This window comes from Paucibacter sp. XJ19-41, assembly GCF_028462495.1.
In the GTDB taxonomy this organism is placed as follows: Bacteria; Pseudomonadota; Gammaproteobacteria; order Burkholderiales; family Burkholderiaceae_C; genus Roseateles_E.
Genome location: NZ_JAQOWX010000132.1, coordinates 1 through 14,671, shown reverse-complemented (window position 1 = coordinate 14,671; position 14,671 = coordinate 1). Strand labels below are relative to the sequence as shown.

Here is a 14,671-nt window from a genome sequence, read left to right as displayed (position 1 = left end):
GGGTCGGCGCCCTGGGCCAGCGCACCGGCGGCCATGCCGCTCCCGGCCGGCGAGCCGCCGTTCCCTGCGGGCCAGGGCCGCTGCGCCAGCGCGAGATCGATGCGCATCGCGTCGACCTGGCAGTCAAAGCGCAGCGCGCCGCCCAGATACACCACATGCTGGGCCGGGTCGCGCGGCCTGGTGCGGTTGAAGCTGTAGCGCCAGGGCAGGCGCTGGCCGGCCAGTTGCTCGCACATTGAGCTGACGGCGCTCATCTGCAGGTCCACCAGAAAGGCGCGCTGGGCCGGCGGGGCGCCGCAGGCCTCGGTCCAGTAGAGCAGCAGCTCAGGCCCGCTGCACAGCAGGCGCGGCGTCAGCAGCGGACTCAGCCGGCCGGCATGGCGCACCAGCAGGCGCAGCGCATCGAGCAGGCAGCCCGATTGCTGCAGCGCCTGGCTGGCCAGGCCGTAATGGCCCGGCAGGCTCAGCCGGCCGATCAAGAAGGCGCTGTCGGCACCACAGGCCTGCAAGGGCGCCAGCAGGGCCAGCAGCTGGCGCGGGCTCAGCAAGACCTGACCCTGCTTCACCTGGGCCGCCGCCAGCCAGGCCGGCAGGTCCAGCCCGCGGCTGCGCGCCAGCTCGGCCAGCAAGGCACCGTGGTCGGCCCAGGCGATGCAGGCGCTGTCGAGCTGATAGGGCGTGAGCGGGCCGGGCTCGGCCGCCAGCCCCAGCGGCCGCAGCGCGGCAATCTGCTGGGCCAAGCTCATCATCGTCAAGCCAGCCGGCCGGCCAGCTGGGCCAGCAGCTCTTGCGGATCGGTCGGGCCGGAAGTGCCGACGCGGGCCATCAGCACCGGCAGCCGCAGCCGCTCGCCGCCGGGCAAGGGGTAGGCAAAGCCGGCCAGCGCCTCGCGCAAGACCTGGCCCTCGCTATCGCCATGGCTCTGCACCAAGCCAGGCAGGAGCACGATGAAGCGGTCGCCGGCATAGCGGCACAGCAGCGCGTCGCCGCGCAAGTGCAGCAGCATCAGCTGGGCGGCGGCCTGCAAGAGCCGGTCGGCCTCGGCCAAGCCATGGCGGCGCGCCACCGCCTCGAAACCCTGCCAGCCCAGCATCAGCAGGCTGCCCTCGCGGCCCTCGGCGCGCTCCAGCAGCAGCTGCTGGGCCATATAGCCGGCATCACCCAGCTGGGTCAGGCCATCGACGCGGCGATGGTCGCGGAACAGGCGCTCGCGCTGGTGCAGCTGGGCGTTCAGCACCAGCTGCTCGCGGCGCCACTGGTGCAGGCCGCAGGTCAGCAAGACCATGCCCAGCGGGGTCAGCGTCGATTCCAGCGCGTTGTCCCACAACACCGATTTCGGCAGCACCCAGAACTCGTCGAGCGTGTCGACAAAGCCGCCCAGCAGCATGCCCGCCAGACCCAGGCACAAGAGGCTGGTGACCGGGCCGGCCGGCCTGCTGGCGCGCACAGAGCCCCGCCAGACGCCCACCCGCAGCGCCCTGCCGCCCTCGCCGACACTGTCCAGCCAGACCCATTGCCCCACGGGGCGCGCCTGGCCCTGCTGCGCATACAGCCACAGCAGCGCCGCCATCAGCAGCAGCAGGCTGTGACCGAAGGCGTGCAGNGCCGACAATGTCCAGCCAGACCCATTGCCCCAAGGGGCGCGCCTGGCCCTGCTGCGCATACAGCCACAGCAGCGCCGCCATCAGCAGCAGCAGGCTGTGACCGAAGGCGTGCAGACCCAGCACCGGGGCCTGGGGCAGCGAACGCAGCCGGCGCGGCAGCAGGGAGGCGAGGGAAGAAGCAATCGACATGGCCTCGCGATGCTAGTGAGGCTTTGTGACAGACCGTCATCTGTGGCCGGGGGGAGTCATTTCAGCTCGGCGTCGGCCCCGATCTGCGCTGCTTGAGCCGGCGTCCGGGCCGGCCGGGCGCTTGTCACGGGACTGCCATGCGGCCTGCCTAAGGTGCGCCCCATCCCTTTGCTTTGCAGCCTCCTCCTGATGAAAACGACACCCCGACTCAGCCTGCTGGCCCTGTGCCTGCTTAGCGCCTTCAGCCCCGTCCAGGCCCAGGACAGCAAACCGGCCGAAACCCTGGACCGCGTGCTCGTCACAGGCCAGGCCGCCAATCTGCGCAGCGCGCTGGCCAAGCAGCAGGCCGCGCAAGGCATCGTCAACATCGTCCATGCCGACGCGATCGGCCAGCTGCCCGACAACAATGCCGCCGAGGCGCTGGCGCGCCTGCCCGGCGTCTCGGTCGAGCGCGACCAGGGCGAGGGCCGCTTCGTCCGGGTGCGCGGCCTGGGGCCGGACTACAACGCCGTCACGATCAACGGCGCCACCATGCCCGCGTCCGAGGCCGACCGCCGCGCGCCGGGTCTGGACGTGGTGCCGGCCGGGCTGATCCGCTCGCTCGAGGTCAGCAAGACCCTGACGCCCGAGCAGGACGCCAACTCGATCGGCGGCAGCGTCTCGGTCAACACGCTGTCGGCCTTCGACCTGGCCGGTCGGCTGTTCAGCGTCGAGCTGGGCGCCAACCATGATGCCAACGCCGGCAAGACCCGGCCCCGCGGCTCGCTGACCTTCGCCGACCGCTTCGCCGGCCAGCGCCTGGGCGTGGCGCTGGCGCTGTCGGCCGACCAGCGCCGTTTCGCCAGCGACAACGTCGAGACCGGCGGCGCCTGGGACGGCGACAAGCTGGAGGAATTCGAGCTGCGCCGCTACGAGATCACGCGCGAGCGCGTCGGCGCGGCGCTGAATCTGGACTACCGTCCCGCGGCCGGCCAGCAGTTCTACCTGCGCGGCTTCGCCAGCCGCTTCAGCGACCGGGAGCAGCGCGAGTCGCTGGGCATCGCGTTCGAGGACGCCCAGGCCAGCGGCACCAGCGGCGCGGCCGAGGCCGTGCGCAGCCTGAAGTCGCGCACCGAAACCGCCAAGACCCTGGCGCTGAGTCTGGGCACCGAGCTGCAGCTGAACGAGGCCTGGCGCCTCTGGGCCGAGACAGGCCTGGGCCGCGCCAGCGAGCAGACCCCCGACGGTATCGCCGGCGCCGGTTTCGCGGCCGAGTTCGACGGGGTCGGCTTCGTCGGCGGCAAGCGCCCGGCCTTGCAAGGTCCGGCCGCAGTTCGCCAGGACAGCAAGGCCTACGAGCTCGACGAGATCGAGCTGGAGCACAGCCGCGCGCGCGACCGCGTGCGCCATGCCAAGCTGGACCTGCAGCGCGAATTCGATCTGGCCGGCGGTGCCGAGCTGACGCTCAAGGGCGGTCTGAAGGCCACGCGCCGCCACAAGAGCGGCGCCCAGGAGACCTACAAGTTCGGCGGCGGTGATCTTGGCGATCCCACGCTGGCCGAGCTGACGACCGGTCGCGACCTGCCCTATGCCTGGGGCAGCTTCGGCCAGGGCATCTCGGACCCCAAGCTGCGCCGGCTGCTGGTGGGCCTGGACCGCAGCGACTATCGCGACGAGATTGATTCCAGCGTCAACGACTTCGAGATGCACGAGGACGTGAACGCCGGCTATCTGCAGCTGGGCTACAAGCAGGGCGCGACCGAGCTGCTGGGCGGCCTGCGCCATGAGCGCATCGCCTTCCGCGCCGACGGCACGGCCTCGGTGGACGAGGAGTTGCGCGCCAGCCAGGCCCGCACGCGCAGCCGCCACTGGCTGCCCTCGCTGCTGCTTAAGCAAGGCCTGTCCAAGGAGCTGCAGCTGCGCGCGGCCCTGACAAACTCGGTGCTGCGCCCGACCTTCGGCCAACTCTCGCCAGGCCTGGTGATCGATGGTGACGAGGCCGAGCTCGGCAACCCGCTGCTGAAGCCGCTGCGCTCGCGCAATCTGGATCTGGGCCTCGAGCGCGCCCTGGGCCGCGACGGTGCGCTGTCGGCCTATGTCTTCCACAAGAGCATCCGCGACTTCGTGTTCCAGACCGATCTGGCCGGCAGCCCCGGCTGGGAAGATTTCGACGAGGTGATCAGCTACGCCAACGGCGGCAAGGCCAGCGTGCGCGGCGTCGAATTGGCCTACAGCCAGGCGCTGCGCCAGTTGCCGGCGCCTTGGAACGGCCTGGTGGTCGGCGTCAACGCGACCTTCGTCGACTCGAAGGCCGCGATTGGCGGCTTCAAGGACGGGCAGTGGCAGCAGCGCCAGATCAAGCTGCCCAGCCAGAGCGACCGCACGCTGAACCTGAGCCTGGGCTGGGAAGGCCAGGGCTGGTCCACCCGGCTGGCGCTGAATCACAAAAGCCCCTATCTGCTCGAGGTCGGTGATGTGTTCGATGCCAGCAAGGATCTGAAGGTGGATCGCCAGAACCAGCTCGACTTCTCGCTGCGCTACCAGATAGCCCGCCGCTGGCAAGTCAGCCTTGAGGCACTGAATCTGACGAACGAGCGCTACTACGTCTACCAGGCCGACAAGGCCCGCAACGCGCAGTACGAGCAATATGGCCGCAGCATCAAGCTGGGTGTGAAACTGGCGATGTATTGATGACGAAGACGATGAAAAGAACTTTGCTTGCGCTGGCCCTGCTCGCCACCGCCACATTGAGCCCGGCCCAAAGCCTGCAGCTCGACAGCAAGGCGCTGCGGCTGCTGGATGCCCAGGGCCAGACCCTGCAAGACCTGAGCCTGCGCGCCAAGCGCTGGGACCAGCGCGCCCTGCCCGACGGCAGCCGCCTGGCCCTGCTGCAGGACGCCGACAGCGCCGAGCTGTTGCTGGTGCGCGCGCGCGCTGGCCGGCTGACGGTCGAGGCCCGCTGGCCCGGACCGGGCTTCGCGGTCGAGCAGCTGTGCCTGTACCGCGATGCGCAGCAAAGCCTGCTGCAGGTCTTTCTGCTCGGCGAGCGCGGCCTGAGCGAGCAATGGCTGCTGCACGAAGGCCGGGCCCTGCCGCTGCGCCGCCTGGCCACGCCGCTGGAGCCGGCCGCCTGCCAGGTGCGCGATGCCGAGGCCAGGCTCTATATCGCCGAGCCCGGCGTCGGCCTGTGGGCCTATGGCGCCGATGCCGAGAGCGAGGGTCGGCAACTGCTGCAGCATCTGCCCGCGGCCGATGAGGATCGCGTCGCCCAGGCGCTGGGCGACTGGCTGACCACCCATGCCGAGCAGCCGCGCGATACCCTGCCCATCGTCCTCGCCCAGGCCCAGACCACGCCGGTCGCCAGCCCCGGTGACGCGGCCGACGACCCGGCCATCTGGGTCCATCCGCGCCGCCCCGCCGACAGCCGCATCCTGGCCACCGACAAGAAGCGTGGCCTCGCGGTCTACGATCTGCAGGGCCGCGAGACCCAGTTCCTGCCGGTCGGCCGCATCAACAATGTCGATCTGCGCCAGGGCCTGCGCTACGGGCCCGGCAAGCCGCTGGACCTGGCTGTTGCCACCCAGCGCGACGAGGCCGGCCTGGTGCTGTTCGAGATCGGCAGCGGCGGCCGGGTGCGCGAGCTGGCGCGGCTGCCGACCGGCCTGTCCGACATCTACGGCGTCTGCAGCGGCCGCAACGCCAGCGGCGGGCTCGATGTGTTCGCCAACGACAAGGATGGCCGCGTGCAGCAGATCCGCCTGCTGCGTGAGCGGCACCAGGGCAAGGACGCATGGCGGGGTGAGCTCGTGCGCGAGATCCGGCTGGCCAGCCAACCTGAGGGCTGCGTGGTCGACGAGGCGACGCAGCAGCTGTTTGTCGGCGAGGAGAAACGTGGCGTCTGGCGCCTGGCGCTGGACCGCGCCGACAGCCGGCCCGAGCTGGTGATACCGATGGGCGCCACGCTGCAGGCCGATGTCGAGGGCCTGGCCATTTATCAGGGTGGGCCCGGTCGGCGCTATCTGATCGTCTCCTCGCAGGGCAATGACAGCTACGCGGTGTTCGACGCCGACGCGCCGCATGCGCCGCGCGGCGCATTGCGCATCGGCATCAACGCCGGCCGGGGCATCGACGGCGTGTCCGAGTCCGATGGCCTGGATGTCAGCGCTGCCAATCTGGGCAGTGGTGCCTACGCCGAGGGCCTGCTGGTCGTGCAGGACGGCCGCAAGCGCCTGCCGCAGGGCACGCAGAACTTCAAGCTGCTGGGCTGGCGGGAAGTGGCGAAGGCGCTGGGGCTGCGCTGAGGCTTGCGCGGCGGCCGTGCATGGGCCAGTATCAGGCCATGACATCGCCCCTCACCTACCCCCGTGGCTGGAGCACCGCCCTGCTGCTGAGCCTGAGCAGCCTGCTGGCCTGCGCCACCGAACCGCCGACCAAGCCCAAGCCTATGAACAAGCCCGCCCAGACCAGCGCCCAGCTGTACGCCGAGATCAAGACCCTGATCGGCGACGCGCCCTGCGACGACGCCTCGCAGTGCCGCACGATCGCGGTCGGTTTCAAGGCCTGCGGTGGGCCGGGCAGCTATCTGGCCTGGTCGACCAAGAATGTCGACGAGGCCCGGCTGAAGGATCTGGCGCAGCGCCAGACGGCCGCCGAGCAAGCCGAGAGCCAGCGCGCCGGCATGATCTCGGACTGCCGACTGGTCACCGACCCCGGCGCGGTCTGCCGCGCCGGGCGCTGCGTGCTGGGCACGGGCAGCGGCGGCGGCAGCAGCGCGAAGTAGCACAGCCATGAAAAAACCGCCGAGCCCCAGGGGGCCGGCGGTCTTCGCTTGATGACCCGTCAGCCGCTTGGCGACCAACGGAATCTCGCTGGCGACGATCAATCCAGTTTGGACAACTGCCTGGCACTAGGCTCGCGCGTCGGTTCGGACAGCGGCGCCGCGCCGGTATCGACACGCACCACGGTCGTGGCCTGCACCGCGCCACTGACGTCCTTGAACTGGGCACCGCCCACAAAACGACCGCTGGCTGGCAGGCCGGACCAGCTCAGGCCCACTGTCGCAGTGCCATTGCTGTAGACCTGGCTGGGCAGCATGACATTGAACTTGCCGCCGATGTCAGTCGGCGTCACCACCCAGCTGGACAAGCGGTGAGACATTGTCGAGGCACCGCCATAGGCCACCACGCAGACCTTGTAGTTGCCGGCCGCAGGGCTGGCAACTTCCACGGCCTCGTTCGACCCGTCGTTGCCCGAGTAGACCCAGGCACCAGCCGGCGTCAGCAGGCCCAGGTCGTTGTCATCACCGGCGGCTCCGACGTCCGCGTCGCGCAGGGCGAAACGGGCGACGATGGTGCCGGCAGGCACGGCCACGTCATAAACCTTCACATTTGGAAGATCGTTGCCGGCGGTGCAAGCAGTCCTCAGTTGGGCCGAGGTCATTGCAGCCGGGCTCAGGTCGGCCTGGTTGCCCAGCGTGGCCGCCTTCAGGCCAGCCTTGTTGGCCGTCATACGACCCGAGAATCCGGTCCGGACCGTCACCAGACGGCTGCCTGATGCCGTAGTGGCTGTCAACAACGCAGGTGCCGAGACGCCCTTGCCGATCCGCGCCGACACCGGGCTCTTGACCGTGTGCGTGCCATCGCTCCAGGTCAGCGAGCCATAGCCCCAGACGTTTTCCTGAGCACCTGCGGCCGTCAGGGTGACGGTGTAGGTGCCAGTGGCACCGCTGGCCAGCGTCAGGGATGTCGGATTGACCACGGCCGTGAAGCCTGCCGGAGCGACGAGGTTCGCGGTATAGGTGGCCGTCGAGCCGCCAACGTTCTTGACACGACGCGTCACGACGGCCGTGTTGACCACGCCACCCACGGTGATGCTGGGCAGGTTGACGTTGTAGGTCTCGTCCAGGATGCCGTAGGTGGTGCAATCCGAGGCCGGGGACACGGCTGCTCGATTGACCTTGCACTGATAGCGGATCCAGTCAATCGGGCTGTTGTCATAAACCAGTCCTGGATCGGTCGCCTTGTTAGGCATCACATGACCAGCACCTTGAGCCCAAGGCAGCAGTCCATTGGCCATTCCGGGCTGACCGTCATTGAGTGTGGTGCTCGCCGTCGTCATCAAAGCCGATTTGATTGCGGCAGGCGACCAGGTCGGATGTGCTTGCTTGAGCAGCGCCGCCAAACCAGCCACATGCGGACTCGACATTGATGTGCCCTGATAAGAGGCAAAGTCAGCCGGCGGACGCAGCGTGCCATTGGCCACAGCGGCATGCTCTGCCTCGCTGAGGTCGGCGGTCACTCCGGCGATCACATCCACGCCAGGCGCCGTCAGGTCCGGCTTCAGCATATTGCCGTCGCCCATATTCGGGCCGCGCGACGAGAAGCTTGCCATCACCGGGGCGGGTGCGCTGCCCGGATAGAAGGCGGAGATCGATGCTGTCGGATTCGGCCCGGCGACATAGGCCTTGATCGCCTCGCCATCAGCCGCGTTCACATGGACCGTCGGCACCGAATGCGCTTCGGCGACCAGCCCGGCACCGTTGTCTGCCAGCACCATGCCGACGCCGCCTGCAGTGGCCACAGCAAGACTCTTCTCGACCCGTGCGTTGGTGCCGCGCGTACAGACAACGATCTTGCCAGTCGTCTTGACCGGATCCAGCGTGTTCAGGAAGCAGAGGTTGGCGTCCGAAGTGCTGGCCGCAGCCAGCTTTGCATCAGTGGACAGAATCATCGGCGCCGAGCCGAGCGGCGAGACGTTCAGCGACGCCCCCGAGTACTTGCTGCCGCTGCCCAAGGTGATATCGCCCTGATTGAAACGGTCATGAGTCGATGCGGCGACGGTCGTCAGCCATGGGCTGATATGGGCCACTGCATTGGCAGGGCCGCTATTGCCGGCTGAAGCAGCAACGAAGACGCCGGCGTTGGAGGCCTTCAGGAACGCCTGTTCAACCGGATCGTTGATTGAGGTCTGGCTGCCGCTGATCGAGTAATTCAGCACATGCACACCGTCCTGCACCGCACGCTCGATGGCCGCGACGCTGTCCGAGGTGTAGCAGGTGTTCTGGCTGCCGGTGCCGTCGGTGGCGTTGGGGTTGACGAAGGTCCAGCAGACCTTGTAAGCCGCCAAGCGTGCGCGCGGCGCCATGCCTGATGCTGCACCCATCGAGATGCCGCTGACGATGGCTGAATTGCCGCTGTTGCCACCGGCAGTGGACGCCGTGTGAGTGCCATGCCCACCATGGCCTGTGGCGCCAGCTACGGAGTCGCGCGGAGAGCTGGCGAAGTCGGTCCAGTGCAGCGTATTGCCGGAACTATTGAAGCCGGCGTTGAAGTACCGCGCACCGATCAGCTTGTTATTGCAATGAATGGCGGGCGTGAAGCCGGTCCCAGAAGCACAGTCACCTTGCCAGCCGGCCGGCGCCGTGCCATAGGCGAGCACGCCGCCAAGATCATGCGTAGGTACGCCGTTGGCGTCGACACGATCGGCAAAGGCCGGATTCTCGGGCCAGATACCGCTGTCGATAATGCCGATGATGATGTCTTCGCCCTTGTTGAGCGTGCCGCCAACGGTCTGCGACCACAGCCCCCCAGGAGTCGACAGTCCAAGAAACTGCGATGTCGTGGTGGTCAGCAACTGACGCGGCTCATCGGCCTGGATGTCGATGACCGCAGGGTTGGCGCGCAAGGTCAACACCTCTGCCTCGGTCAGGCTGGCGGAGAACCCGTTCAGCACCGTGGTGTAGTTGGCCAGCACCGGGGCGCCAGCCACGCTGCCGGCAACACTGCGCTGTCGGCTCTCAAGATAGGACACATAGGCCTGGACGGACTCGGCCTGGAACACGAAGCGGCGACCTTCGATGGGTCGCGTCGGGGCATAGCCGGCGACGCCACCGGCATAGCTGGCGGCAGGCTCACCGGCCAGTTGCACGATGTAAGTGCGGCGCTCGCTGGCAAAAGCCTGGCTGCTCAAGCCGGCAAACAAGGCCAGCGCGGCCAGGGAAACAGGACGTAGTTTCATGGGATGTTCCTCGGAGATCGGACGGGCGCGACGTTCAGGAGGCGCGACGACGGCGGGCAATGGCGCCCAAGCCTGCCAAGCCAAGACCCATCAGCAACCAGGATGAGGGCTCAGGCACGGCGGTCACATTGATGTTGTCGAGCGCGAACTGGCCCTTGTTCGAGGAGAAGGCCGAGCAACTGCCCTGCGCATTGCAGGCCAGACCATAGAAGATGACATTGGTGAATTGCTGCGTGGCGAACGCACCGCTGGTCGCATAGTTCTGGAAGCTGAACTCGCCGTTGGTCGGGCCGGAGAGATTGAACTGGGCCGTCATCGAGCCACCACCCACCTTGCTTCCCTGAACGCGGAGCAGCAGAGTGGTCGAGGGGAAGACCTCGCCGCCCGCGCCTACGAAGCTGGCATCAAAACCATTGAGCGAGAAACTGTTGCCACTGAGCGTGCCGAGCGCGAAGGCGCCATCATCTAGCGCCGTGAAATAGCTGGTCGAGTTGTTGCTAGGGCAGGCCACGCTGTAGCACATGGACGGGTCGGAGCCGTCGACGATGGCCCCGACCAAGTCGCCCGGCTGCGCCATCTCACTGTTCGAGAACGGAGCCAGCCAAAATCCGGACTGATAGAACTCGTCGCCATCGCCGAGGAAGGGAATTAAGCTTGCGAAGGGTGACTCCTCCAGGCCGTCGAAGGTGATCATGGCCGCGTTCGCAGCACCGGCGATCGCCATCGCTGCGCAGGCGACGGCTGTTTTCCAGAACATTTGCATCTTGAACCTCTTGCTTGAAACCAATGATGATGGTGTTGATTCGCACCGCGGTGTGGCATGCGACGAGGCCCCGGCGGTACCAGGGCTCGCGCTGTCGATCGTGATCGCTCCTGCCGTTCAACACCGAGTTCGGCAATCCACCCCGCTCCGTGTTGAGCGATGGATTCTGGCCGTGACAAATTCACTTGAAATCCCCACTTGCCCACCCCCGCAGGCTGGGGGGAGGCGGGTTTTCACGGGGCTGTCATCAAGTCCCGGACGGGACGGATCGGTTATAACGGCGCACTCGCCGCCGAGGCGGCGGGGTCAGGTTTTGCCACACCCTCGGCCGCACCAGCGCTGAACAGCCAGTCGCTGGCGCGGGAGGCTTCCTCGCCATCGGGGTTGATGCGCCGCAGCAGTGTCTGTTCGGCGCGACTGTGAACTGCGTGGAAACCCTGGGGATCGGTCGGTGCCGGCACCAATACCCAGTCCGGCTTGCCGGTCATCGGGTCGACATAGGCACGGCGCAGATGGTGGCGCGGCTTGATGCCGCGCCGGTCGACCAGCAAATCCTCAAAGCTGCGCGGATGGCTGCCGACCGCGCCGGTCGCTGCGCCCGCTGCGGCATCCTGGCCGGGCGCAGCCGGCACGCCAGCCTTCAGATAACTGGCGATCGCACGCGCGATCTCCTGGCCGCGGAACTCCAGTTCGCGCTCGCGCTCGCGCTGCGCCGCCGTGCTCCAGCTCTGGCCCAGCGCCGCCATCGCGGCGGCCGTGATCGCCACGAAGAACAGCATGCCCAGATAGGTAAAGCCCTGCGGCCGCCGGCTGCTACCAGTCCGCATAGAGCCGCCCATCGCTGGCGCGGCCGGCCGCGCCGCTGCGCACATCGTAGAGCTGGCCCTTGATCTGGGCGTCCGGCGGCGGCCCCAGCTCGACCCAGGCATCGCGCGCGCCGGCCACCGGGTCCTCCGGAATCTCGCGCAGATAGCGCGCGCTGGCCAGCTCCTCCAACGTGTCGGGGTAGCGCCCCTTGTCGGCGGCGAACTGGTCGATCGCGTCGCGCATCACCGTCAGCGAGCTGCGCAGCGCCGTCTCCTTGGACTTCTCCAGGCTCAGGAAATAGCGCGGCGCGGCGATCGAGGCCAGCAAGGCGACGATGGCCATCACGACGATCAGCTCGATCAGCGTAAACCCACGGCTGCGCTTCATCCTCGCCTCACCAATCCCTGTAGCGACTGCCGTCGAGCCCGCGGCGCTCGGACTGCGAATAGACATCGAAGACATCGCGCCCCGGGCGCGGCTCGTCGGGCGGGCTGTCGGCGGCGCGCAGGCCCCAGGTCTGCGCCGGCTCCAGCGTCGAGTCGGCAAAGGGGTCGCGCGGCAGGCGGCGCAGGAAATACAGCTTGCGACCCTCGGGCGATTTCGCATCGGGCACGCCGCGCACCAGGTCCATCAACTCCTGCGGGTAGCCGCTGTCCTCGGGGCTCAGCTGGATCTGCCCGGCCTCGGCCGCGCGCTTGTAGGCATCGAGCCCGCCACGGATCTGGCGCAGCGCCTCGCGCAGCTGGAACTCCTGGCTGCGCTGCACCGAGACCTGCAAGAGCGGCCGCGCCGCACCGGCCAGCACCGCCAGCATGGCCAGCACCACCAGCATCTCCATGAGCGTGAAGCCGCGAACGCGCATGGCGGTATCAGCGGGCAGCCTCAACAGCGACCATGCCCGTGCCATCCAGCCGCACCGGTGGTGTTTCGCCATTCAGGCCGGCAGCGCTGAGCGCGCCGACGCCGATATTGACGACCTGGCCGGCCGCCGCCGGCAGCACGCGCAGCACCAGCACCCGCTCGCCACGTGGCGTCAGCTCGAAGGGCAGGCGGCCGGTGGCGGCCGTGCCGGCACTGGCCTGGGCCGGCTGCAGCTTGCTCGGATCGAACTCGATCTCACCCTTCACCGAGAAGGCGCTGTCGTGCTTGAGCGTCACGCTGACGACGCCGCCGGCCGCCACCTGGGGCGTCACGTCCAGCTTCAGCGATACCTCGGCATCGGCCGCTGCCACCGGCGTCGCACTTGGCGTCGTGCTCGGCGCTGTGCTGACGGTGCCAGGTCTTGCGCCCCCCGACAGTCCGACGCCCGCGCGCGCCTCGTTGCGCATGCGGCTGCTGTAGGCGCCGGGCTGTGCATCGGTGCCGCCGGGCTGGCGGGTCAGGCCGGCATCGGGCAGGGCCAGATTGCGCACGATGCGCGGCGTGATCAGCAGCACCACCTCGGTCTTGTTGCGGGTGTCGGACTGCACACCGAACAGCCGGCCCAGCACCGGCAGACTCGACAGGCCCGGCAGGCCGGCCGCGCTGCGGCGGTCCTCGTCATTGATCAGGCCGGCCAGCACCTGGGTCTCGCCGTCGTTCAGGCGCAGCGAGGTGGAGGTCAGCCGGGTCCCGACCTGGTAGGCCTTGGAGCCGGACGGGCCCTCGACCTCGCGGATCAGATTGCTGACCTCCAGGCCGACCTTGATGATGACCTCGTTGTCCAGCTGTATCGTCGGCTCGACATCGAGCTTCAGGCCCACGTCCAGATAGGTCACCGAGGCCGAGACGCCGACATTGACCGCCGAGGTGGTCGTGAAAACCGGCAGCTTCTCGCCGATATGGACCTTGGCCTTCTCGCGGTTGCGCACCCGGATCTTCGGATTGGCCAGCAGATTGACATTGCCGCTATTGCCCTTGGCCTTGGCCACCAGGGCCGGGTTGGCGATGCTGGCGCGGAAGTTGTCGCGCTGGCCCAGCAAGACCTGGACCCCGGCGGCAACGCCCGGCAGGCCGTATTGCACCTGCTCGGGCCACTGCAGGCCCAGCTCGTCAACCCGGTTGCTGGCCAGCTCGATCACCTCGACCTCCAGCATCACCTCGGGCTCGGGCAGGTCCACTGAGGCGATCAGCTTCTCGACCAGGCGCATGACCTCGGGCGTGTCGCGCACCACCATCAGGTTCAGGCGCTCGTCGATATGGATGTCGCGCACCTTGGCGATGGTGCGCACCATGGCCTGCACCTGCTTGACGTCGGCATTGGTCAGGTAGAGCGTCCGGGTGATCAGCTCCTGGTGCTCGCGCTGCTTGCCCTGGGTGTTGGGGAAGATCAGCACCGAGCTGTCGTTGAGCAGCTTGCGGTCCAGCTGCTGGGTCGACAGGATCACGCGCATCGCTTCGTCCATCGAGACATTGCGCAGAAACACCGTCACCTTCGCATCGGCGCGCACATCCTTGTCGAACACGAAATTGACATTGCTGCTGCGCGCCAGCGCCTCGAAGACCTGGCGCAGCGGCGCCTCGCGGAACTCCAGCGTCACCGGCTTCTGGAAGGCCGCGCCGAGCTCGCCGGTCAGCGCCTCCAGCGGCCGCGCCTGGGCGATCTGGCTCAGCAGCAGGCGTGCGCCCGGATGGCTGGGTGTCTCGGCCACGATCTCATGGGCCAGCGCCTCGGCGCGCGTCAGCCGGTTTTCGCGCAAGTGCCGGCGTGCCTCGGCCAGCTTGCTCTCCTGGCTCTGGCCGCGGGCGATCTCGGCCTCGAACCAGGCCAGGCGCGGATGGCGCGGGTCGAGCTCGCGCAGGCGCTGCACCGCCTCGCGGGCCTCCTCCCAGCGGCCGGAAGCCCGCAGGCCCTCGATCTGCATCAGCAACCGCGCATTGAGCTGCTCGCGGGTGCGCATCTCGGCGGCGCGCAGCGCGGCGTCGGTGGGCGTCTGGCTCAGGGCTTTTTCCAGCACCGCATGGGCCTGGGGCAGCTGGTTGGTACGGGTCAGCTCCTCGGCCTCGCGCAGCACCGGGTTGGCACAGCCGGCCAGCGCCATGATCAGCAGCCAGGCAAGTCGGTGGGATCGCAGGGTGGACATCATGAGGGGCGGAAGGTGATGGTTTGAGGCTGCTGGCCGGGCAGCCAGAGCAGACCGAGTCCGTTGGGGCCGACGCGCTCGACCCGCCACTGGCCGTCGATCACATCGCCGGCCTTGGCATTGAGGCTGCGGTTGCCGGCCGACAGCAGGGCCTGGCTGACGCCGCCCTCCTCCAGTCGACCGATCAGCTGGTAAGGAAAGGCCGGGGCCACCGGTGCGGGCGCGGCCTCCGGGGGCGGCGCCGGGGCCGG

At 68.3% G+C, this 14,671-nt stretch carries 11 protein-coding genes and 1 pseudogene; 3 read left to right on the top strand and 9 right to left on the bottom strand.

The window, feature by feature from the left end:
- Both PO768_RS24340 and PO768_RS29345 read right to left on the bottom strand, forming a co-directional pair.
- The coding region (locus tag PO768_RS24340; protein WP_272648101.1) for an AraC family transcriptional regulator ligand-binding domain-containing protein at nucleotides 1-749 on the bottom strand (749 nt) is incomplete at its 3' end.
- A gap of 2 nt (nucleotides 750-751) precedes the next feature.
- The gene (locus tag PO768_RS29345; protein WP_442953292.1) at nucleotides 752-1,285 is read right to left on the bottom strand and encodes a GGDEF domain-containing protein; all 534 of its coding nucleotides are present in this window, start codon (nucleotides 1,283-1,285) and stop codon (nucleotides 752-754) included.
- Between the two features lie 697 nt (nucleotides 1,286-1,982).
- Here PO768_RS29345 and PO768_RS24330 point away from each other — a divergent pair.
- The 3 genes from PO768_RS24330 to PO768_RS24320 are packed head-to-tail and all read left to right on the top strand — an operon-like array spanning nucleotide 1,983 to nucleotide 6,552.
- The gene (locus PO768_RS24330) at nucleotides 1,983-4,463 is read left to right on the top strand and encodes a TonB-dependent receptor (protein ID WP_272648099.1); all 2,481 of its coding nucleotides are present in this window, start codon (nucleotides 1,983-1,985) and stop codon (nucleotides 4,461-4,463) included.
- Nucleotides 4,464-4,474: 11 nt separating this feature from the next.
- Nucleotides 4,475-6,073: a phytase gene (locus PO768_RS24325; protein ID WP_272648098.1), complete on the top strand. Its 1,599-nt coding sequence runs from the start codon at nucleotides 4,475-4,477 to the stop codon at nucleotides 6,071-6,073.
- 38 nt (nucleotides 6,074-6,111) lie between these two features.
- Nucleotides 6,112-6,552 (top strand): hypothetical protein, encoded by a 441-nt coding sequence (locus PO768_RS24320; protein ID WP_272648097.1) that lies wholly within the window; start codon nucleotides 6,112-6,114, stop codon nucleotides 6,550-6,552.
- Between the two features lie 98 nt (nucleotides 6,553-6,650).
- On the opposite strand, the gene PO768_RS24315 is transcribed toward PO768_RS24320, so the two are convergent.
- From PO768_RS24315 to PO768_RS24285, 7 genes and pseudogenes are all read right to left on the bottom strand, one after another.
- Nucleotides 6,651-9,788 (bottom strand): S8 family serine peptidase, encoded by a 3,138-nt coding sequence (locus PO768_RS24315; RefSeq protein WP_272648096.1) that lies wholly within the window; start codon nucleotides 9,786-9,788, stop codon nucleotides 6,651-6,653.
- Between the two features lie 34 nt (nucleotides 9,789-9,822).
- Nucleotides 9,823-10,551, bottom strand: coding sequence for an NF038120 family PEP-CTERM protein (locus tag PO768_RS24310; RefSeq protein WP_272648095.1), 729 nt, complete (start codon nucleotides 10,549-10,551; stop codon nucleotides 9,823-9,825).
- A gap of 272 nt (nucleotides 10,552-10,823) precedes the next feature.
- Nucleotides 10,824-11,378, bottom strand: a complete 555-nt coding sequence (locus tag PO768_RS24305; protein ID WP_272648094.1) for a hypothetical protein — start codon at nucleotides 11,376-11,378, stop codon at nucleotides 10,824-10,826.
- Nucleotides 11,365-11,745 carry a type II secretion system protein gene (locus PO768_RS24300; protein WP_137942553.1) on the bottom strand — a complete coding sequence of 127 codons (381 nt, stop codon included), beginning with the start codon at nucleotides 11,743-11,745 and terminating at the stop codon, nucleotides 11,365-11,367. Before PO768_RS24300 ends, PO768_RS24305 begins: the two co-directional genes overlap by 14 nt.
- Nucleotides 11,746-11,752: 7 nt before the next feature.
- Nucleotides 11,753-12,220 (bottom strand): type II secretion system protein, encoded by a 468-nt coding sequence (locus tag PO768_RS24295; RefSeq protein ID WP_272648093.1) that lies wholly within the window; start codon nucleotides 12,218-12,220, stop codon nucleotides 11,753-11,755.
- A 7-nt stretch (nucleotides 12,221-12,227) separates the two neighbouring features.
- The gene (locus PO768_RS24290; RefSeq protein WP_272648092.1) at nucleotides 12,228-14,420 is read right to left on the bottom strand and encodes a secretin N-terminal domain-containing protein; all 2,193 of its coding nucleotides are present in this window, start codon (nucleotides 14,418-14,420) and stop codon (nucleotides 12,228-12,230) included.
- A pseudogene (locus tag PO768_RS24285) lies at nucleotides 14,420-14,671 on the bottom strand (secretion system X translation initiation factor); the annotation flags it as partial. The pseudogene PO768_RS24285 and the gene PO768_RS24290, both read right to left, overlap by 1 nt.